General features: G+C 61.6%; 17 protein-coding genes, 1 tRNA gene, 2 rRNA genes and 1 pseudogene (1 of these 21 only partly in view). 9 read left to right on the top strand and 12 right to left on the bottom strand.

Features of this window, described 5'->3' with window-relative positions:
* Window positions 1-187: 187 nt before the first annotated feature.
* From NKI72_RS06570 to NKI72_RS06540, 7 genes and pseudogenes are all read right to left on the bottom strand, one after another.
* Window positions 188-949, bottom strand: a pseudogene (locus tag NKI72_RS06570) (ABC transporter ATP-binding protein); the annotation flags it as partial.
* Entirely contained in the window at window positions 949-2,052 is a 1,104-nt protein-coding gene (locus NKI72_RS06565; RefSeq protein WP_352474867.1) for an ABC transporter ATP-binding protein, read from the bottom strand. The pseudogene NKI72_RS06570 and the gene NKI72_RS06565, both read right to left, overlap by 1 nt.
* Window positions 2,049-2,270, bottom strand: coding sequence for a hypothetical protein (locus NKI72_RS06560; protein WP_352474866.1), 222 nt, complete (start codon window positions 2,268-2,270; stop codon window positions 2,049-2,051). Before NKI72_RS06560 ends, NKI72_RS06565 begins: the two co-directional genes overlap by 4 nt.
* The gene (locus tag NKI72_RS06555) at window positions 2,267-3,226 is read right to left on the bottom strand and encodes a carbohydrate ABC transporter permease (RefSeq protein WP_292661213.1); all 960 of its coding nucleotides are present in this window, start codon (window positions 3,224-3,226) and stop codon (window positions 2,267-2,269) included. Before NKI72_RS06555 ends, NKI72_RS06560 begins: the two co-directional genes overlap by 4 nt.
* A gap of 1 nt (window position 3,227) precedes the next feature.
* Window positions 3,228-4,133, bottom strand: a complete 906-nt coding sequence (locus tag NKI72_RS06550) for a carbohydrate ABC transporter permease (RefSeq protein WP_254816733.1) — start codon at window positions 4,131-4,133, stop codon at window positions 3,228-3,230.
* Between the two features lie 74 nt (window positions 4,134-4,207).
* Window positions 4,208-5,524 carry an ABC transporter substrate-binding protein gene (locus NKI72_RS06545; protein ID WP_352448404.1) on the bottom strand — a complete coding sequence of 439 codons (1,317 nt, stop codon included), beginning with the start codon at window positions 5,522-5,524 and terminating at the stop codon, window positions 4,208-4,210.
* Window positions 5,525-5,881: 357 nt separating this feature from the next.
* Entirely contained in the window at window positions 5,882-6,577 is a 696-nt protein-coding gene (locus tag NKI72_RS06540; protein ID WP_502895683.1) for a TetR/AcrR family transcriptional regulator, read from the bottom strand.
* A gap of 109 nt (window positions 6,578-6,686) precedes the next feature.
* Here NKI72_RS06540 and NKI72_RS06535 point away from each other — a divergent pair, with 109 nt between their 5' ends.
* Genes NKI72_RS06535 through NKI72_RS06525 form a run of 3 tightly spaced genes read left to right on the top strand, consistent with a single transcriptional unit; the run spans window position 6,687 to window position 9,189 of the window.
* The gene (locus tag NKI72_RS06535; protein WP_352539466.1) at window positions 6,687-7,883 is read left to right on the top strand and encodes a Tm-1-like ATP-binding domain-containing protein; all 1,197 of its coding nucleotides are present in this window, start codon (window positions 6,687-6,689) and stop codon (window positions 7,881-7,883) included.
* An 11-nt stretch (window positions 7,884-7,894) separates the two neighbouring features.
* Window positions 7,895-8,734: a phosphoenolpyruvate hydrolase family protein gene (locus NKI72_RS06530; protein WP_352474864.1), complete on the top strand. Its 840-nt coding sequence runs from the start codon at window positions 7,895-7,897 to the stop codon at window positions 8,732-8,734.
* Between the two features lie 26 nt (window positions 8,735-8,760).
* Entirely contained in the window at window positions 8,761-9,189 is a 429-nt protein-coding gene (locus NKI72_RS06525) for a cupin domain-containing protein (RefSeq protein ID WP_352834291.1), read from the top strand.
* Window positions 9,190-9,219: 30 nt separating this feature from the next.
* Here NKI72_RS06525 and NKI72_RS06520 read toward each other — a convergent pair whose 3' ends face one another.
* Together NKI72_RS06520 and NKI72_RS06515 are read right to left on the bottom strand one after the other, a co-directional pair.
* Window positions 9,220-9,858 (bottom strand): DUF4304 domain-containing protein, encoded by a 639-nt coding sequence (locus tag NKI72_RS06520; protein WP_352834288.1) that lies wholly within the window; start codon window positions 9,856-9,858, stop codon window positions 9,220-9,222.
* Between the two features lie 62 nt (window positions 9,859-9,920).
* Window positions 9,921-11,126: a M24 family metallopeptidase gene (locus tag NKI72_RS06515; RefSeq protein WP_352834285.1), complete on the bottom strand. Its 1,206-nt coding sequence runs from the start codon at window positions 11,124-11,126 to the stop codon at window positions 9,921-9,923.
* A 366-nt stretch (window positions 11,127-11,492) separates the two neighbouring features.
* Here NKI72_RS06515 and NKI72_RS06510 point away from each other — a divergent pair, with 366 nt between their 5' ends.
* From NKI72_RS06510 to NKI72_RS06485, 6 genes are all read left to right on the top strand, one after another.
* Window positions 11,493-13,103 carry an ABC transporter substrate-binding protein gene (locus NKI72_RS06510; protein ID WP_352834282.1) on the top strand — a complete coding sequence of 537 codons (1,611 nt, stop codon included), beginning with the start codon at window positions 11,493-11,495 and terminating at the stop codon, window positions 13,101-13,103.
* A gap of 287 nt (window positions 13,104-13,390) precedes the next feature.
* Complete coding sequence (locus NKI72_RS06505; protein ID WP_352834279.1) at window positions 13,391-14,377, top strand: ABC transporter permease; 987 nt, start codon at window positions 13,391-13,393, stop codon at window positions 14,375-14,377.
* Complete coding sequence (locus tag NKI72_RS06500; RefSeq protein WP_352448411.1) at window positions 14,374-15,204, top strand: ABC transporter permease; 831 nt, start codon at window positions 14,374-14,376, stop codon at window positions 15,202-15,204. The genes NKI72_RS06505 and NKI72_RS06500 overlap by 4 nt, the downstream gene beginning before the upstream one ends.
* Window positions 15,201-16,028: an ABC transporter ATP-binding protein gene (locus tag NKI72_RS06495; protein WP_352834276.1), complete on the top strand. Its 828-nt coding sequence runs from the start codon at window positions 15,201-15,203 to the stop codon at window positions 16,026-16,028. The genes NKI72_RS06500 and NKI72_RS06495 overlap by 4 nt, the downstream gene beginning before the upstream one ends.
* Window positions 16,025-16,816: an ATP-binding cassette domain-containing protein gene (locus tag NKI72_RS06490; protein WP_352474856.1), complete on the top strand. Its 792-nt coding sequence runs from the start codon at window positions 16,025-16,027 to the stop codon at window positions 16,814-16,816. Before NKI72_RS06495 ends, NKI72_RS06490 begins: the two co-directional genes overlap by 4 nt.
* The gene (locus tag NKI72_RS06485) at window positions 16,813-17,319 is read left to right on the top strand and encodes an L-2-amino-thiazoline-4-carboxylic acid hydrolase (protein ID WP_352474855.1); all 507 of its coding nucleotides are present in this window, start codon (window positions 16,813-16,815) and stop codon (window positions 17,317-17,319) included. The genes NKI72_RS06490 and NKI72_RS06485 overlap by 4 nt, the downstream gene beginning before the upstream one ends.
* Window positions 17,320-18,031: 712 nt before the next feature.
* Here NKI72_RS06485 and NKI72_RS06480 read toward each other — a convergent pair.
* The 3 genes from NKI72_RS06480 to NKI72_RS06470 form a co-directional block, all read right to left on the bottom strand.
* Window positions 18,032-18,108, bottom strand: a tRNA-Met gene (locus NKI72_RS06480).
* Between the two features lie 130 nt (window positions 18,109-18,238).
* A 5S ribosomal RNA gene (gene rrf, locus NKI72_RS06475) occupies window positions 18,239-18,353 on the bottom strand.
* Window positions 18,354-18,449: 96 nt separating this feature from the next.
* Window positions 18,450-19,282: ribosomal RNA gene (locus NKI72_RS06470) — 23S ribosomal RNA — on the bottom strand (it continues 1,966 nt past the right edge of the window).

The following is a 19,282-nucleotide window of genomic DNA, read 5'->3' as shown; positions in this document are numbered from 1 at the left end:
GCTTGATTTTTTTATTATGTGTCAGGGGCCGTCGGGGAGCCGCGCGGGGGGGGGTGCGTTGTTTAGGGAGGCCTCCGCTGCACTACCGCCCGGGCCGCGAGCGCGGGGGGGGGCCCGCGCCCGTCTTTAGCCCCCCCGAAGTCTTGGCACCCCCCTAAAACGTCAATTCGAAATTCGGCGGTGCCATCACCGCACGTCCGTTGACAAGCTTGCCGTCGATGAGGTTCATCGGCGGCGAGCCGACGAAGCTTGCCACGTAGGTGTCGCGCGGATTGTTGTAGATCTCGTACGGCGTGCCGGTCTGGACGATGCGGCCATGGTTGAGCACGCCGACCTTGTCACCCATCGACATCGCCTCGATCTGATCGTGCGTCACGAACAGGAAGGTGGCGCCAAGCTGCATCTGCAGGTTCTTCAATTCGATGCGCAGCGCTTCGCGCAATTTGGCGTCGAGCGCCGACAACGGCTCATCCATCAGGAATACCCTCGGCTTGCGCACGATGGCGCGGCCGATCGAGACGCGCTGCATCTCGCCGCCTGAAAGCCGGTCGGTCTTGCGGTCGAGTAGATGCTCGATCCGCAGCGTCCTGGCGGCGCGGTCGACGCGATCCTTGATCTCGGCATCGGGCAGCCGGCGGATTTTCGGCTTCAGCGGAAATTCGAGGTTTTGGCGTACGGTATAGCGCGGGTAGAGTGAATATTGCTGCAGCACCAGCGCCACGTCGCGCTCCGCCGCGCCCCAATCGGCGACATCGACGCCGTCGATCAAGACCTGACCTTCGCTCGGTTTTTCCAGGCCGGCAATCATGCGCAGCGTCGTCGTCTTGCCGGCGCCGGTCTCGCCGAGCAGGACGAAGAACTCGCCATCGGCGATGTCGAGATCGAGCCCGGTCAAGGCGGTGTGGTTGCCGAATTTCTTCGAGATGTTCTTGAGCTGGATGTGGGCCATCAGAGTCTCACTCCCAGCGATTTGCCGCTCGCCGTGTCGAAGAAATGCGCCTGGCCGGGATCGATTCTGACGAAGACTCTTTCGCCGGGGCCGCCGATGAAGCCGCTCTTGGTGCGCGCACGCAGCATCTTGGAGCCGACCTTGAGGTCGACGATGTCGAAGGAGCCGAGCGGCTCGACGATCTGCGTCTCCACCGGCAAGAACCCTTCGGCTGCTTCGCGGCGGACGAGGACGCCTTCCGGCCGGATGCCGAGCGCGAGTTGGCCGCCGGCATGGCCGTTGAGCTTCGACAGCAAGGCGCGCGGGAATTCGAAACCGGCGGCCGCATCGCCGACGGTGACCGAGGCCGACGAGGCTTTCTCGGTCACCGAAGCGTCGGCGACGTTCATCACCGGGCTGCCTACAAATTGCGCGACGAAAAGGTTCGCCGGATGCGAATAGACCTCGTCCGGCGAGCCAACCTGCTGCAGCACACCTTCATGCATGATGACGATGCGGTCGGCGAGGCTCATCGCCTCGATCTGGTCGTGGGTGACGTAGATGCTGGTCGAGCCCTGCTTGATGTGCAGCCGCTTGATCTCGGCCCGCATCTCCTCGCGCAGCTTGGCATCGAGCGCCCCGATCGGCTCGTCCATCAGCATCGCCTTCGGCCGCCGCACCAAGGCTCGGCCGATCGCCACGCGCTGCATGTCGCCGCCCGACAGCGCCGACGGTTTCTTGGCGAGGAGATCGCTGATCTGCAGCGTCTTGGCGACCGAGCGCACCTCGCTGTCGATCTCGGCCTTGCTCTTGCGCGTCGCCCTGAGCGGAAAGGCGATGTTCTCATAGACGCTCATATGCGGATAGAGCGAGAACGACTGGAAGACCATGGCGATATCGCGATCGGCGGCCTTGAGGTGCTGGACCGGCTTGCCGTCGATGAGGATGTCGCCGCCGTCGATCGTCTCCAGCCCGGCAATCGCCCTGAGCGTCGTCGTCTTCCCGCAGCCCGACTGGCCGAGCAGCACGATGAACTCGTTGTCGTCGATCTTCAGGTTGAGGTCCTTTATGACCTGCACGGCGCCGAAATATTTCTGGACGCCTCGAAGCTCGATCTGGGTCAATGCTGTGCCCCCGGATTTGCCCCTTGCCCGGTGCCGGCCTTCTCCTCCGGCGCGATCTTGGAGGTGATGTTGAAGCCGATCAGGCCGATCAGGATGATGGTCACGCCATAGCTGTGCAGCAGCATGTTCCACGGCTGGCAGAGCGCGATGATACCGAGCACCATCAGCACCTGGCTGCCCGGTTCGAGATATTTCTGGTTGATCTCGCGAAAGCTCATTTGCGGATCGCTCCAAACGACATGCCGCGCAACAGGTGATTACGGAGCAGGAAGGTGAAGATCGCGACCGGCAGCAGGAACAGGAAGGTTCCGGCGGCAATCACCGTCCAGTCCGGCAGGCCGGAACCGACCTGGCTGGGGATGAAGGGCGGTGCTGTCTGGGCACGGCGGCTGGTCATGATCAGTGCGAAGGCATATTCGTTCCACGCCGTGATAAAGCAGAACACGGCGGTGGCGGCGATGCCGGTGGCGGCCTCGGGCAGCACGATCTTGAAGAAGGCCTCCATACGCGTATAGCCGTCGACGAGGGCCGCCTCCTCATACTCCTTGGGGATCTCGTCCATGAAGCCTTTCATCAGCCACACCGAGAAGGACAGGTTGAAGGCGGTGTAAAGGATGATCAAGCCGATATGGGAATCGTTGAGGCCGACCGCCCGGTACATCAGGAACATCGGAATGGCGACGACCACCGGCGGCAGCATGCGTGTCGACAGGATGAAGAACAGTAGGTCCGCCTCGCCTTTTACCTTGAAGCGCGAGAACCCATAGGCGGTGAAGGTGCCCATGCCGACGGCCAGGACGGTCGAGGTTATGGCAACGATCAGTGAATTCATGAAACGGCTCGGATAGCCCGACCACTGCACCTGGCCCTTGCCGTCGCGCACAATCTTTTCGCCCCCATTGAAGACGACTCGCTCCCACCACGGCGCAGCCGCGTACTCCTCCGGCGACGGCGGGCTGCGCAACTGCGAACGCTTGGTGAACAACTTGACGAAGGGCGATATCTCCGGCTGGAAAACCACCGTCGGCGGAATGGTGGTGGCGAGGTTGCGCGGCTTGAACGCCGTCGAGGCGATCCAGTAGATCGGCGCCAGGAAGATGATCGTCACCAGCAGGACAGCGACGATGGCGACCCGGTTGAAGGTGATTTCGGAAGAAGTGCGGACTGCGGCCATCTCAGCGCTCCTTCACCTTGTTGAGGTATTTGACATAGATGTTGGTGATCGCCAGCACCATGATCAGCACGATGTAGGCGAGCGCGCAGGAACGCCCGGTCTGCCATTCCTGGAACGCCATCTTGTAGAGCCGGATCGAGATCAGCTCGGCCGTCGGCTGGCTGGTCAGGATGTAGGCGAGGTCGAAGGTCTTGAACGCCTCCATGGTGCGGAAGATGACCGCGATCATCAGGATCGGCGCAACCAGCGGCAGCGTTATGCGGAAGAAGGTGTAGAACGGCCCGGCCCTGTCGATCGCGGCTGCCTCGTAGAGATGCTTGGGCACGGCCGACAGGCCGGCCAGCGACAACAGCATGACGAAGGGCGACCACATCCAGATGTCGGTCAGCGCGACCGCATAGAGCGCCATTTTCGGATTCGACAGCCATTCGAAGGTGCCGAGGCCCAGCGCATAATTGATGATGCCGAAGGACGGATCGTAGAGCAGCTTCCAGAACAGGCCGACGACGGCCATCGACAGCATCATCGGCAACAACAGGAGCGTCGTCAGCAGGCCCTTGAGCGGAATGTCGCGATTGAGCAGCATGGCCACGCCGAAGCCGACGAGCAGCTGGCCGGCGACCGAGATGATGACGTATTTTGCGGTGATGGCGAAGTTGGACCAGACATAGGGATCGCTGAGCAGGTCGCGATAGTTTTGCAGCCCGACGAAATTCGCCGCCGCGCTGGTCGAGGCGCGGAAATCGGTGAACGAATAGCCCAGCGAATAGATCAGCGGGAAGATGTTGAAGACGATCAGAAACAGGATCGTCGGGATGATGAAGAGATTGCGGATCGAAATGTCGCTTAGACCGCGAGCGGCGGCCCGCGAGGACCTGTCCAGCGTGGTGATCATCGTGGTCGCCAAGACTCTGCTCCCGGTTCAAAAATCAGAAAAAGAAACGGAGGAGGCACGAACGCCCCCTCCGTGAAACTTCATACTTATTGGCCGCGGCCGTATTTCTTGAAGGTCGCGTTCCAGTCGGCTGCCAGTGCGTCCAGCGTCTCCTTGGCGGTGCCTTCGCCGCCGATCATGTAAGGATAGATGCGCTGGTTAAGCTGCTGCAGCAGTTCCGCGTATTCCGGAACCGCCCAGAAGTCCTTGACCTTGAACATGGTCTCGTAGAACGCCTTGTTGTAGGGCGTGGCGTTCTGGAATTCGGGCGACTTGAGCACGGCGGCACTGCAGGTGTAGCCGCCAAGCGCTGCCCATTTCTTCTGGGTCTCGTCCTTGATGAACCATTCCAGGAACTTCGTCGCCTCTTCCTGCTTCTGCGAGTAGGAAACGATGGAGATGCCCTGACCGCCGAGTGCGGCGAACTGGTCGCCGCCAGGTCCGGCTGGATTGGCGAAGAAGCCGGTGTTCTTGGCGTTCGGGTTCGACGCCTCGTTGATCAACGAGGGGAAGAACGCGAAGTAGTTCATGCTCATCGCGGCCAGGTTTTCAGTGATCGCCTGGTTGTCCTCGACGAAGAACGACTTGGCCCAGCCCGGAGGCGTGAACTTGTAGAGTTCCTTGTAGGCGTCGAGCGCCGCGATCGCCTTGTCGGAGTTGATGAAGCCATCGACCTTGTAGGTCTTATAGTCACCCAGCTCGCCGCCGAAGGAGAACAGCGCGTTTTCGAAGCCCATCGCCATCGCGTCATAGGAATTGTCGGTGTAGATGGCGATGCCGTATTTTTTCTGGTCCGGCCGGTAGAAGAATTCGGCGATGTCGCGTAGCGCCTTGAAATCCTTCGGCACGTCGAGATCGTAGCCATACTTGGCCTTGAAGGCTTCCTTTTCCTTGGGGTCTTCGAACCAGTCCTTGCGATAGGACCAGCCGACGGCGTCGCCTTCGAGCGGAATGGCCCAGTACTTGCTGCTGCCGCCCGGATATTCGGCATAGTATTTCACCGTGGCCGGTGCCATCACTTCACCGACCTTGTGCTTGTTGAAGAAGTCGGTCAGGTCGACATAGTGGCCACCGGTCGAGCCAGCACCAAGCCATTGCGAGTCGCCGACGACCATATCGTAGGCGTCGCCATGGGCGTTGAACTCGGTGAAGGCCTTGGTCTGGAAGTCGGGCCACGGTGTGGTTTCCACCGTGATCTTGACGCCGGTTTCCTTCTCGTACTCGTTGCCGAGTTCCTGCAGGTAATTGGCCGGATCCCATTCCGCCCAGAAGATTGTAAGTTCCTTTTCCTGCGCGTAGACGGACGTTCCGCAGGCGAGCACTAGGCCGATACCAGCAAGCAAGCTGGTCATTGTCTTGCGCATAATGATTTCCTCCCTTGTGCGCATTCTACCGTTCATGAGAACCGGCATCGAGGCCGGCCCTGGTAGTCCTCCCGTGACGGCACCGTTTCGGTCTGTGAGCCTCCTCGCTCGACGGAAACGGATCTCAGCCTTCACCTTTGATCCGCTTTATTTGTCCTGATCTGGTATTACCAATTTAAGAGGAACGTCAAGCCCTTTCTTGGACGGTGGCGGACACGCAGACAAGTTGGCTTCTGCGATATCTGCCTGTTTTCCCTGAATTTTCCTACTCCTTGATACATGAATGCCTTACTTGGGCCGCTGCATCGCTAGTAGCATGAATAGCCAGCTTGAAAATCTGGTCGAACCAGATTGGCGTCATCTCACGGCGGTCGTCGGCGCGATCCCATCTCCTTCAATCATCGATTCGGTCATAGCCGCGCGCACAAGAGCGCCGGCCGCCCATTGCGCAACCGACATCATACTGCGGCTATCCAATCCCCATATATCCTTTAAAACGATCAGCACCTCAACACCGAAGATCAATGACAGCGCCTGCGCGAGCCGCTTGAATTCGCGCGGCGGCAACCGGCCTTTGAGTGGCGCGATCGCATCTTTCAAAAGATCGACGCGATGGCCGCGCGTGAAGGCAGGTTCGCCGTCAAGCGTGCCTGCCTGTCGCTGCGCCCACTGGTCGAGCGACAGTTTCAGCGCCGCCTTGAACGTCGCTTCGAAGACCTCGATGCGCGGCATGGCGGTCTCGAACAGCTCGGCGACCCGGCGCTCGGGATCGGCAGAGCTCGATTTCCACGTAAGGATCGGCCCAAGCCCCTCATCGACCACCGCCTGCACCAACGCCGCTTGGCTCGGAAAATACCGATAGGCGGTGGCGCGCGAGACCTCCGCTGCCTCCGCCACCTCGCTGACGGAGGGCGTGGCGCCCGCCTGCATCAGCTTTGTCGCCGTCTCAAGCATGAGACGCCTGGTGCGCGCGCGGGCCCCGCGCTCTACTTGGGGGTTCGGCCCTTGGCTGGCACCGTTGTCCATTGCCGCTTGTTGACGTGAGACATTCATGTCAATACGATACGCGTGTCTCAAAAAATTGCAATGGCCCTTCGCGCCGTCGAACGGCCGGGCAAAAAGGGGCCGCAGCGCCGAGCACGCCCAAGACCGGGGAAACGCGATGAAGCGCATCTATGTGGTGGGCACCGCCGACACCAAGGGCGAGGAACTCGCATTTCTGGCCGATGCGGTCGCGGCTACCGGCGCTTCGATTGCCCGTGTCGACATCGGAACACGCGGCGCGACCGTGCCGGTCGATGTTTCGGCAGACGAGGTCGCCAGCCACCATTCCGAGGGTCGCAATGCCGTGCTCGGCGTCGACGATCGCGGCACCGCGGTGGCGGCGATGGCTGCCGCCTTTGCCCGGTTTGTCCAGTCGCGCAACGATATTGCCGGGATTATCGGCATTGGCGGCGGTGGCGGCACCTCGATCATCACCGCAGGCATGCGCACGCTGCCGCTCGGTCTGCCCAAGATCATGGTTTCGACGTTGGCCTCGGGTGACACCGCGCCTTATGTCGACGTCTCTGACATCGTCATGATGCCGTCGGTGACCGACATGGCCGGCCTCAACCGGCTTTCGCGTGTCGTGCTGCACAATGCCGCCCAGGCGATATCAGGCATGGCGACAAAGCCGGCGCCGCCGCCCGACGGCAAACCGTCCGTCGGCCTCACCATGTTCGGCGTCACCACGCCATGCGTGACCGCGATCGCCGATGAGCTTCGTTCGACTTATGACTGCATGGTCTTTCATGCCACCGGCACCGGCGGCCGCACCATGGAAAAATTGGCCGACAGCGGCCTGTTGTCCGGCGTCATCGACATCACAACGACCGAAGTCTGCGACTTGCTGTTTGGCGGCGTGCTGCCGGCGACCGAGGATCGCTTTGGCGCCATCGCCCGCACCGGGCTGCCTTATGTCGGCTCGGTCGGCGCGCTCGACATGGTCAATTTCTGGGCGCCGCCGACAATTCCGGAACGCTATCGCGGCCGGCTGTTCTATGAGCACAATCCAAACGTCACACTGATGCGCACCACTGCCGACGAAAGCAGAACGATCGGCGAATGGATCGGTACAAGGCTGAGCCTCTGCCAGGGTCCGGTTCGTTTCCTCATTCCGGAGAAAGGCGTGTCGGCGCTCGACATTGAAGGCGGCGCCTTCTTCGACCCTGAAGCCGATGCCGCTTTGTTCGAGGCGATCGAGCGTACCATCAAACCCGCCAAAACGCGGCGCGTGCTGCGTTTGCCGCTTCATATCAACGACCCCGAATTCGCCTGGGCTGCCACAACGGCCTTCCTCGACATCGCCAGACAGTGAGACACCAAGACATGGCCGCCATACCGCGCAAGAAAATCCTGGAGAAATTCCGCAAGATGATCGCGGACGGCGTGCCGATCGTCGGCGGCGGTGCCGGCACCGGCCTGTCGGCCAAGGCAGAGGAAGCCGGCGGCATCGACCTGATCATCATCTACAATTCGGGCCGCTACCGCATGGCCGGGCGCGGCTCGGCCGCCGGCCTGCTCGCCTATGGCAACGCCAACGAGATCGTCAAGGAAATGGCCTACGAAGTGCTGCCGGTAGTGAAGAAGACGCCGGTGCTGGCCGGCGTCAACGGCACCGATCCCTTCGTCATCATGCCGCTGCTTTTGGCCGAGTTGAAGACGATGGGTTTTTCCGGTGTGCAGAACTTTCCGACTATCGGCCTGTTCGACGGCCAGATGCGGCAGAGTTTTGAAGAAACCGGCATGGGCTTCGGGCTCGAGGTCGACATGATCGCCGAGGCTCACAAACTCGACCTGTTGACCACGCCCTATGTCTTCAACGCAGACGAGGCGCGCGCCATGACAACAGCTGGCGCCGACATCGTCGTCGCCCATATGGGGGTGACCACCGGCGGCTCGATTGGCGCGACATCGGCTAAATCGCTGGACGACTGTGTGAGCGAGATCGACGCCATCGCCAAAGCGGCACGCTCAGTGCGCGAGGATATGATCCTGCTTTGCCATGGCGGGCCGATCTCGATGCCGGACGACGCCAGATATGTTCTCGAGCGCTGCAAGGGCCTGCACGGGTTCTATGGCGCCAGTTCGATGGAGCGGCTGCCGGCGGAAGCCTCAATCGCCAGGCAGACGGCGGATTTCAAGGCGGTCACGTTCGGCGCTGCGTAGAGACCAGCAAACAGAAGGGTGGAACGATGACGGAGAACAGCAAGGTATTCGTATATCCAAAAGACGTCAGCGCCTTCGGCTTCGACTGGGGCAGGCTGTCGCTGACGGTCGCTCCCGAAGTGAACGGCGCAAAGCGATTTTCCGGTGGTGTCGTCGACCTACCGTCAGGCAAAGGCCATACGCGTCATAACCATCCGGGTGCGGAGGAGATCATCTTTGTCATCTCAGGCAATGGCGAGCAGATGGTCGAAGACGAGAAAGGCAACCCGGTCGTCGAGAAAGTCGGCCCCGGCTGCACCATCTATGTGCCGGAAAGCCGCTTCCACTCGACGCTCAATACCGGCGATGCGGCCATGCAGCTTTTCGTCGTCTATTCGCCGGCAGGGCCGGAACTGGCATTGCGGGAGTTGCCGGATTTCAGGTTGATCCGCCGGGCAGATAATGTCACAGGCTGAGGCCAATCTTCATCGCACGAGCGACCCTTGCTAGGTTGTTAGTATCGCTTCCCAGAGCGAGCCTATCCGGCAAAGTGGGGACATCGCGCTCTGATCGGAAAGCATCCGGCGAAGGTAAGCGCGCCACCCAATAGGACAAACAGTTTTCCGCTGCCTCCGGACCAAGCTGCCAGAGTACAAATCGAACAGCATTTCAGGGAACATGAAGCCCGGAACTTCAGAACATGCGACCTGTTCGGCTAGTTTGCGCGGAACGTCGAAACGTTCGAAGAGCGGCAGGACAGTCGTTTGGATGTTGGCAACGATGTTCGCGATTTCAGCCTGGCGGGTATGCGGGTTTGCGATGTTCCATGTCCGCCAATGATGCGGGGTTCGCAAATTGCCAAGCTGTCCACCGGCGACCCAATCGCTGACACTGGCGGGCCAAGCGCTTCGCTCGTCCCACTCCTTTATTGCCTTGCTGTAGACCGACGCATGCACGACGAGTTCGACGTACTCGCCGCCGACGTTCAGATAGTTTGATTGAAAGGAGATTTTGAATGCCCAGTCGCCGGCCCGACGACTCGCATGAGGACCGCTTTTCGCAAAGCGGAACCCAATCGGTTCGAACTCCATGGAGATCTGCTCGCACCCGTCGATAAAGACCTGCTTGGGCAGTTCGCGTTCCATATCGGCAAATGCTCGCTGGTGTGACCAATTGTTTGCTCGAACGAGGTAATCTCAAGAACGGGCTAGGTACCAGCGCCTAAGCCGCCCCCGCCCCTGTTCCAGCCCCGGCCCCGATCGCCGAACATGACGTAGCCGGCATCGGTCACCGCCACCGTGTCCTCCAGCTTGATGAAGCCGCGCGTCGGGTGGAGCATGGTCGTCTCGACCGAAAGCACCATGTTCTTCTCCAGCGGCTTTGCGGCATAGGTGCCTTCATATGTCACCGGATGGTTGGTCATCAGGAACGGCGCTTCATGCGTGATCAGCCCCATGCCATGCGCGAAAAAATCAGTATAGGCCGCAACCTTGGATTTCTTCAGAACGCCTTCGGCATGAGAAATCATGTCACCGCCCAGCGTGCCCGCCTTGACCTTGGAGAAGGCCGCCTGCTGCACTGTCTCGATCTCGGCCAGCAGATCCTCGAGTTCGGCGTCAGGGTCGCCCAGCACGCCCATGCGGCAAAGATCGCCGATATAGCCGTGGTAGTTGCCGCCGGAATCGATCGACATCACTTCGCCCCGTTTCCACGCCTGCGGCGAGGCTGCGCGGTTGTGGCTGGAGCCTAGCGTTAACAGGCAATATTCGAAATGCGCGCCGCGATTGGTCTCCTCGCGCCTGAGATGTTCGATGATCTCGCTCTTTGTCGTGCCTTCGCGTGCCCAGCCGATGGTCGCCAGCATGGAATCGGTGATCAGCTCCGAAGCGATGCGCAGCTTTTCCAGCTCCGCCTCGGTTTTGATTGCCCGCATGCGCTCCAGCATATCAGTCGCATCGATCAGCTTGGCATCCGGCAGCGCGTTGCGGATCAGCATATAGGCGTCGGACGGCAGGAAGGCGGGCTCGATGCCGATGCGGGCATTGCCCTTGGTGATCTTTCGCAAATGCTCGACCGCCAGATTGGCGGCATCGAGCGTACCCCAGCAGGCGGCATGCAGTGTCGGCGTCCAGAACGGATGATTCTGGTGCTCGCCGCCTTCCATGCGGTTGCCGATATAGGCGGCATGCTCCGGCCCACCTTTCTCATAGACAACGACAGGCAGATAACGGCTGTGGCCGATTGCATCCATGGCGGCGAAGAAGATGAACTTGTAGCCGCCAAGCAGATATTGCGTGTTGTGCTTGGAAGTGGCGAGCAGCACGTCGATGCCGGCCTCCTCCATCAGCCCGTCCACCCTGGCCTGGTCGAACGGCACGCTGCCGACGGCATTCTTGCCTGGGGCAATGTTCATGTCTCTCTCCCTGAAATCCCTTAGCCGGCCGCTCGCCGGCACCGGCTTTTCCGGCTCTGAACCTCGGCTATGCTTAAATGTGCATCATTTTGCCCGATCTGGTCCAGCCAGAACGGGCGAACCAGCCCCAAAAGCTGCTCCACCTGCTGCACTTTACTCCAGTCTGGTCCTGCTAGAACCGCGCGTCGAACCGTTTTCTGTACAACTGGTCCAGCGGACGGAAATTTCAAAGCCACGTAGAGATGCGCCAATTCCGTCTTTGGCGAAACCCCGCACAAGGCCCATAATCAGCTTTGCAGGATGCTTACGAGCGTCCGAGGGGTACGGCGGACCCGGCTGGGTCCGCGGAGAGGACGGAGTTCGATCATGCCAGAGTTCACCATTTCCAGACGTACAATGCTGGCCGGTTCGGCGTTGCTGTTGGCCTCCACCGCCATGCCGACGATCGGCTCGGCGCAGACGCCGAGAAAGGGTGGACGACTGGTTGTCGCCGCCGATTCCGAGCCGCGCAATCTCAATCCGGCGATTGTCGCCTCGAACGGCGTCTTCTTCATCTCGAGCAAGATCGTGGAAACCTTGGCCGAGGCCTCCTTCGGCGGCAAGGACGGGCTCGATCCGCGCCTGGCGCTCAGCTGGGAAGGTGCCGCCGACGGCATGGCGGTGACGTTCAAACTGCGCGAGGGCGTCAAATGGCATGATGGGAAGCCATTCACCTCAGCCGATGTCGCCTTCTCGGCACTGCAGGTCTGGAAGCCGCTGCAGAATCTCGGCCGCACCGTGTTCAAGGATCTGGAGGCCGTCGACACGCCGGACGAAACCACCGCCGTGTTCAAATTCGCCAAGCCGACACCGTTCCAGCTGATCCGCAACGCCTTGCCGGCGCTGAGCAGCGTGGTGCCCAAGCACATCTACGAGACCGGAAAGATCGAGGACAACCCGGCCAACAACGCCCCGGTCGGCACCGGACCGTTCAAATTTGCCGAACACAAGCCCGGCGAATATTACCGGCTGGAGAAGAACACCGACTATTGGGGCAAGGACGAGCCCTATCTCGACGAGATCATCTATCAGGTGCTGCCGGACCGCACGTCGGCGGCCAGCGCCCTGGAAGCCGAAGAGATCCAGCTCGCCGCCTTCTCCGCCGTGCCCCTGGCCGATCTCGACCGCATCTCCAAAGTGCCCGGTCTCAAGGTGATCACCAAGGGTTATGAAGGGCTGACCTACCAGCTCGTCGTCGAGATCAATCATCGCCGCAAGGAGCTGGCCGACCTGAAAGTACGCCAGGCGATCGCTCACGCCATCGACAAGGATTTCGCCGTCAAGACGGTATTCCTTGGCTATGCCGCCACCGCCACTGGCCCGGTGCCGAAAAACGACCCGCAATTCTACACCGCCGACGTGCCGACCTACGCCTTCGACGTTGCCAAGGCCAACGCCTTGCTTGACGAGGCCGGCTACAGCCGGGGCGATGACGGCAAGCGCTTTTCACTGAGATTGCTGCCGGCGCCTTACTTCAACGAAACCAAGCAGTTCGGCGACTATCTGCGCCAGGCGCTCGCCGTCATTGGCATCGACGCCCAGCTGGTCAACAACGACTCTGCCGCGCACATCAAGGCGGTTTACACCGACCACGCCTTCGACCTTGCGGTCGGGCCGCCGGTGTTCCGCGGCGATCCGGCGATCTCGACCACCATCCTGGTGCAGAGCGGTATTCCCGACGGCGTGCCCTTCTCCAACCAGGGTGGCTACAAGAATGCCGATCTCGACGCCCTGATCGCCAAGGCATCGGAGACGCTCGACACCGCCGCCCGCACCGAACTCTACAAGGAGTTCCAGAGAAAAGTTGCCGCCGACCTGCCGCTGATCAACGTCGCCGAATGGAGTTTCATCAGCGTCGCCCGCGATACGGTCAACAACATCGCTAACAACCCGCGCTGGGCAGTATCGAACTGGGCGGACACTTGGCTCGCGGGGTAAGGAAGTCTCTCCAGACTTGCGTGCCGCTTGTGTGGGTGCTCAGCTTCAGCGATGAGAGCTTTTTCGCGCCCCCCTCTGTCCTGCCCTCTTTGCCACCACTTGGCATCTCCCCCACGAGCGGGGAGATCGGCTGTCATTGTCGCTTTCGCCAATCTCCAGCGTTGCAAGACGGCCGGCATCGCCGAAACTGCCAATCTCCCTCCTTGTGGGGGAGATGTCCGGCAGGACAGAGGGGGGCGCCGTAAAGCGCGGCACCGAAGACTTGGCTCTCCTATCGGCGTTGCGCCATGACCCGCGCCGTCATCCTCCTTCGCCGCCGTCTCGTCGGCAGCATCTTCGTGCTGCTGATTGTCGTCATCGGCACGTTCCTGTTGCTCGAAGCCGCTCCCGGCGACGCGGTCGATGCCTACATCGTCTCGACCGGAGGCGACGCCGGCATGATCGAGCTGTTGCGTCACCGCTGGGGGCTCGACCAGTCGGAGCTGACACGGCTCGCCAATTACCTTTGGGCGCTGCTGCATCTCGATCTCGGCCAATCGGTCAGCTTTTCGCGGCCGATCCGCGATGTCATCCTCGAGCGCCTGCCCAACACGCTGCTGTTGATGGGGAGCGCCACGGCGCTCTCCTTCGGCCTCGGCTCGGCTCTCGGCATCTATGCCGGCGCCAGACCCGGCAGCTTCCGCGATCGCTTCCTGTCCATCGGTTCGCTGGCGCTCTATGCCGTGCCGGGCTTCTGGCTCGGGCTTGTGCTGATCATTGTCTTCGCCGTCGACCTGCGCTGGTTTCCGATCGGCGGCATCGAGAGTATCGCCTCGGCCAAGAGCGGCCTCGATCGCGCCGCCGACATCGCCCGCCATCTCGTCCTGCCGGTTTCGGCGCTCGGCTTCATTTATCTCGCGCTCTATCTGCGCATGATGCGCGCCGGCATGGCCGAGGTGTGGCGGCAGGACTTTGTGCTGGCCGCCCGTGCCAGGGGACTTTCCCGCCGTCGCATCGTGCTCGCTCACGTCGCCCGTAACGCGCTGTTGCCGCTGGTCACCATGTTCGGCCTGCAGTCGGCGCAAATGCTGGGCGGCAGCGTCGTCATCGAGAGCGTCTTTTCCGTCCCCGGCCTCGGCCGGCTGGCGCAGGAAGCGGTGGCCGCGCGGGATACCCCACTACTGCTCGGCATTATTCTCACCAGCGCTGTCCTGGTCGTCATCATCAACCTTCTCGTCGACATCGCCTACGCCTTCCTCGATCCGCGCGTCGGCGCCAGTGAGGCCGGCGCGTGAGCCCGCTTCGCCGCTTTCTCCGGACCCCGGAAGCGATCGCCGGCGCGGTCATCCTGGCGGCGCTGTTTGCCGTGGCGCTTGCCGCACCTTTGTTCTTTCCCGGCGATCCGCAGGCGATTGCCGGGCCGGCGTTGCTGCCGCCGTTCCAGGACTGGTCGTTGCCACTCGGCACCGACCGCCTCGGCCGCAACGTGCTTGCCGAGCTTTTCCACGGCGCCCGCACCTCGCTGGCGGTCGGGCTGGCAGCAGCCGCCGCCGCCCTTGCCGTCGGTGCCGTGATCGGCACGTTGGCCGGCTTTGCCGGCGGTCTTGTCGACGAGATGCTGATGCGCATCACCGACGCTTTCCAGACCGTCCCAGCCTTTCTGCTGGCTTTGGCTTTCGTCAGCATCGTCGGGCCGTCGCTCGGCGTCATCGTCGCTGCGATCGCGCTGGGCGCCTGGACCGGACCGGCACGCGTGGCGCGCGCCGAAGTGCTGTCGATCCGCGAGCGCGATTTTGTTGCCGGCGCCCGCGTCATCGGCATGCATCCGCTGGAGATCGCCTTTCGCGAGGTGCTCCCCAATGCGCTGCCGCCGGTAATGGCTTTGTCGTCGGTGATCGTCGCCGCGGCGATTCTCACCGAAGCGGCATTGTCCTTCCTCGGCCTTGGCGACCCCAACCGCGTAACCTGGGGCGGCATGATCGCCGAAGGCCGCGCCGTGCTGCGCACCGCGCCCTTCCTGTCGATCATTCCGGGCGTAGCGCTCGTGCTGACCGTGCTCGGCGTCTATCTCACCGGCGAAGGCGTCGTCGAGACCACGGCGATGAGGAGGAGCCTGTCGTGACGGCGCTTGCTTCGATTCGCAGTCTGACGGTGACCTATCGCCGCGACGGCGCCGAGGTGGCGGCGCTAAAGAATGTCAGCCTCGACATCCCCGCCGGCGAGCGCTTTGCCATCATCGGCGAGAGCGGTTCCGGCAAGAGCACGCTGGCGCTAGCCATTGCCGGGCTGCTGCCGGCCAGCGCCAGGATCGAAGGCCGTATCGATTGGCTCTTGCGCCCGCCACCAATGTTTGGTGCCAAGGCACCTGCCGGTCTTCGCGACCATGCTCCAATCGGTGGCCGTGACATCGGCTTTATTTTCCAGGACCCATCCGCAAGTCTCGATCCGGTGATGCCAATAGGCAAGCAGATCGCGGAAGTCGCCTACACCCATCTCGGCCTCAGTTGGCGAGACGCCTATGCCAAGGCAAAAACCCTGCTCGAACGGGTCCGTCTGCCCGACCCCGATGTCGCTTTGCTTGCCTTTCCACATCAGCTCTCCGGCGGCCAGAAGCAGCGCGTGGCGATCGCCGCAGCGATTGCGGCCGGGCCGAAACTGCTGGTCGCCGACGAGGCGACCAGTGCGCTGGACACCATCGTGCAGGCCGAGATTGTCGGGCTGATCCGGCGACTGGTGGCCGAGGACGGTATGACGCTGCTGTTCATCAGCCACGACATTGCGCTGGCCGCTGAGCTTGCAGAGCGCATAGCGGTGTTCCGGCATGGCGAGCTGCTCGAGCTCGATTCGACAGCCCAAATCGTCAATGCGCCGCGTCACGCATACACTCGTGTGCTGCTTGACGCTCATCTCGGCTTCGACGCCGAGCCGCTGTTGCGGCGAACATGACCAGTCCGCTGCTCGCCGTTTCCGGCCTGACCAAACGATACAGTCGCGGCGGCAAGACCATCGCCGCGGTCGACGACGTTTCCTTCCACATCGACCCCGGCGAGACGCTGGCGCTGGCCGGACCTTCCGGCAGCGGCAAGTCGACGATAGCTCGTCTAGTGCTCCGGCTCGTCGAATTCGATACCGGCAGTATCGAATTTGAAGGCAGCGATTTCCTGTCGCTGAACGGCGCTGCCTTGCGCGGCCGGCGCGCCCGTCTTCAGATGGTGTTTCAGGATCCGCTCGCCGCCTTGAACCCACGCGCCACAGTCGCGCGTGTGCTCGACGACCCTCTGCGCATCCATCACATTGCCTCCGGCCCCGAGCGCCCGCGCCGAATTGCAGCTCTGCTGGAACGCGTCGGCCTCAGCCCCGGTCTCGCCGGCCGCGCCATTCACGAGATTTCCGGCGGCCAACGCCAGCGCGTTGCAATCGCCCGCGCCATTGCCACGAAACCGTCGCTGATCGTGCTCGACGAGGCCGTGTCGGCGCTCGACGTTTCGGTTCGCGCGCAGATCCTGCAACTGCTGCTCGATCTTCAACGCGAGGAGCGCATCGCCTATCTGTTCATTTCGCACGATCTCGGCGTCGTCCGTGCCATCGCCCACCGCATGGCCATTCTGGACGCCGGGCGAATTGCCGAGAGCGGCGATGCCCGCAGCGTCATCGACGCGCCGCAATCCGCGATCGGCAAGGCGCTGGTGGCGGCAGCGCCAAGACTGTCAAGGATCGAACAGGACGCATCATGACCGACGCCGAAGCCCGAGCCGAAAAACTGTCGCGCGAACTCGATTCCGCCTTCCGCAACCGTGCCGATCTCTATCGTCTGTTGCTCGACGAGCTGACCGCGGAAGTTGGCGCGGAAAAGGCTGAGGCGATCATGATCCGCACCATCGAACGGCGAGGCAGGGAGGTTGCGGCGGCGGCCTTCGCCGATTTCGGCCCCAACGACGCACCGGCGATCGGCGAGGCGTTCCTGGCCGTCAGCCCGGATGGCGGCCGCATGTATCCGACCGATGTCGAACGCGGCCCGGACCGCATCGCCTTCAGGGTCAGGCGCTGCCCGCTGAAGGACGCCTGGGTCGAAGCCGGCATCGATGACGAGAAGCTCGCCACGCTCTGCCGCATCGCCGGCGCCTTCGATCGCGGCCTGTTCGAGGCCACCGGAGTGCGCTTCGACAACGTCACCTGGACGGCGGGCCACGGTTCCGGCTGCTGCCACATCGCCTTGACCAACCGCGATGCCGGTTAGAGCTGCAGCTCGAGCCATGTCGGGCGAAGAAGTAGAGTTCCGTTCCGTTGGGCAGCACGGAGCCAAACACCCCGGCGCCATAAGGCAAGCGGGGATTTTGACGTGTGCATTGCAAGGAATTCGTGCGGACAGTATCTGCCTCGGTGTCCCGCTGTGTCGGCTTCGTTGCTAAGTGTCCGGGTTGCTAAGTGTCCGGCCGGAGACGTCTTTGTGGGTTCATGGTTGTGGCCTCGAGCCACGGCAATCAAATCAATCCGAGATTCTGTCGGATTGCGGCATCCTTGTTCGTCTTCTGTAGGGGAGTTCCTGGAGGTGAACTATGAGCGAATTGCCGGTGGTCAAAACGCGACGCAAAGGCAAGACGCTTACGCAGAGCATGCTGATCCCAACCGAGAAAATGGTCGCTGACGAACTCCGGGCTGCAGGACCTGGCCACTTTTCGGACCTTGCAGAGTTACGACGTAAGCTCGCGGCAAAATACGGAGCAGACGCCTGCTGCCCAGTGACTGTGCGGCGGCACCTGGTGCATATCAGTCAAGACGGCAGCGCGCCCTTTTGGCGCGTCGTAAATCCCGATCGGCCATTCGCCCGACGTATGAGAGGTGGATCGGAGCACATACGCGAAAAATTGGCCGCGGAATGCTAAAGTGTCCTGTCGCCGTACTTCAGCGCATACGAAAACGGCCCGCACAAGGCGGGCCGTTTTCGAATTTGGTTGCGGGGACAGGATTTGAACCTGTGACCTTCAGGTTATGAGCCTGACGAGCTACCGGGCTGCTCCACCCCGCGTCAACCCTAGAAGTAAGCCTTGGCTCACTGGATTCAAGCTTCCGCCAAATGAAAGGGCCGCTTGCGCGGCCCGATATCCCGTTGGCGGGCCTGTTCGTAAGGAGAAGATTAAACAACGTGCGCTTGGCAGACCTGGCAGCGACCTACTCTCCCGCGTCTTGAGACGAAGTACCATCAGCGCTGGAGCGTTTCACGGCCGAGTTCGGAATGGGATCGGGTGCAGCCGCTCCGCCATAACCACCAGGTCGGCAAAACGCACGTTGCTCGAGAAGCTGTTTTCTGTGCCATCCATCTCGGCGCAATCCAAGGATTGTCACCAGAAATGGGCATTAGGAATGAGAACGATCAAGCCGATCGAACTATTAGTACCGGTAAGCTTCAAGCGTTGCCGCTCTTCCACACCCGGCCTATCAACGTGGTCGTCTTCCACGGTTCTCAGGGAATACTCGTTTTAAGGTGGGTTTCCCGCTTAGATGCCTTCAGCGGTTATCCCGTCCGGATATAGCTACCCTGCTATGCGGCTGGCGCCACAACAGGTCCACCAGAGATCCGTCCATCCCGGTCCTCTCGTACTAGGGACAGATCCTTTCAATATTCCTACACCCACGGCAGATAGGGACCGAACTGTCTCACGACGTTCTGAACCCAACTCACGTACCGCTTTAAATGGCGAACAGCCATACCCTTGGGACCTGCTCCAGCCCCAGGATGCGATGAGTCGACATCGAGGTGCCAAACAACCCCGTCGATATGGACTCTTGGGGGTCATCAGCCTGTTATCCCCGGCGTACCTTTTATCCGTTGAGCGATGGCCCTTCCACGCGGGACCACCGGATCACTATGACCGACTTTCGTCTCTGCTCGACTTGTCAGTCTCGCAGTCAGGCAGGCTTATGCCATTGCACTCAGCGAACGATTTCCGACCGTTCTGAGCCCACCATCGCGCGCCTCCGTTACTCTTTAGGAGGCGACCGCCCCAGTCAAACTACCCACCATACATTGTCCCGGACCCGGATAACGGGCCGCGGTTAGACATCCATAGTGATAAGGGTGGTATTTCAAGGATGGCTCCACCTGAGCTGGCGCCCAGGTTTCAAAGCCTACCACCTATCCTACACATGCCACTACGAATGCCAATGTAAAGCTATAGTAAAGGTGCACGGGGTCTTTCCGT

Source organism: Mesorhizobium sp. M0437 (assembly GCF_040321335.1).
Taxonomy (GTDB): domain Bacteria; phylum Pseudomonadota; class Alphaproteobacteria; order Rhizobiales; family Rhizobiaceae; genus Mesorhizobium.
This window is presented reverse-complemented; position numbering and strand designations above follow the sequence as displayed.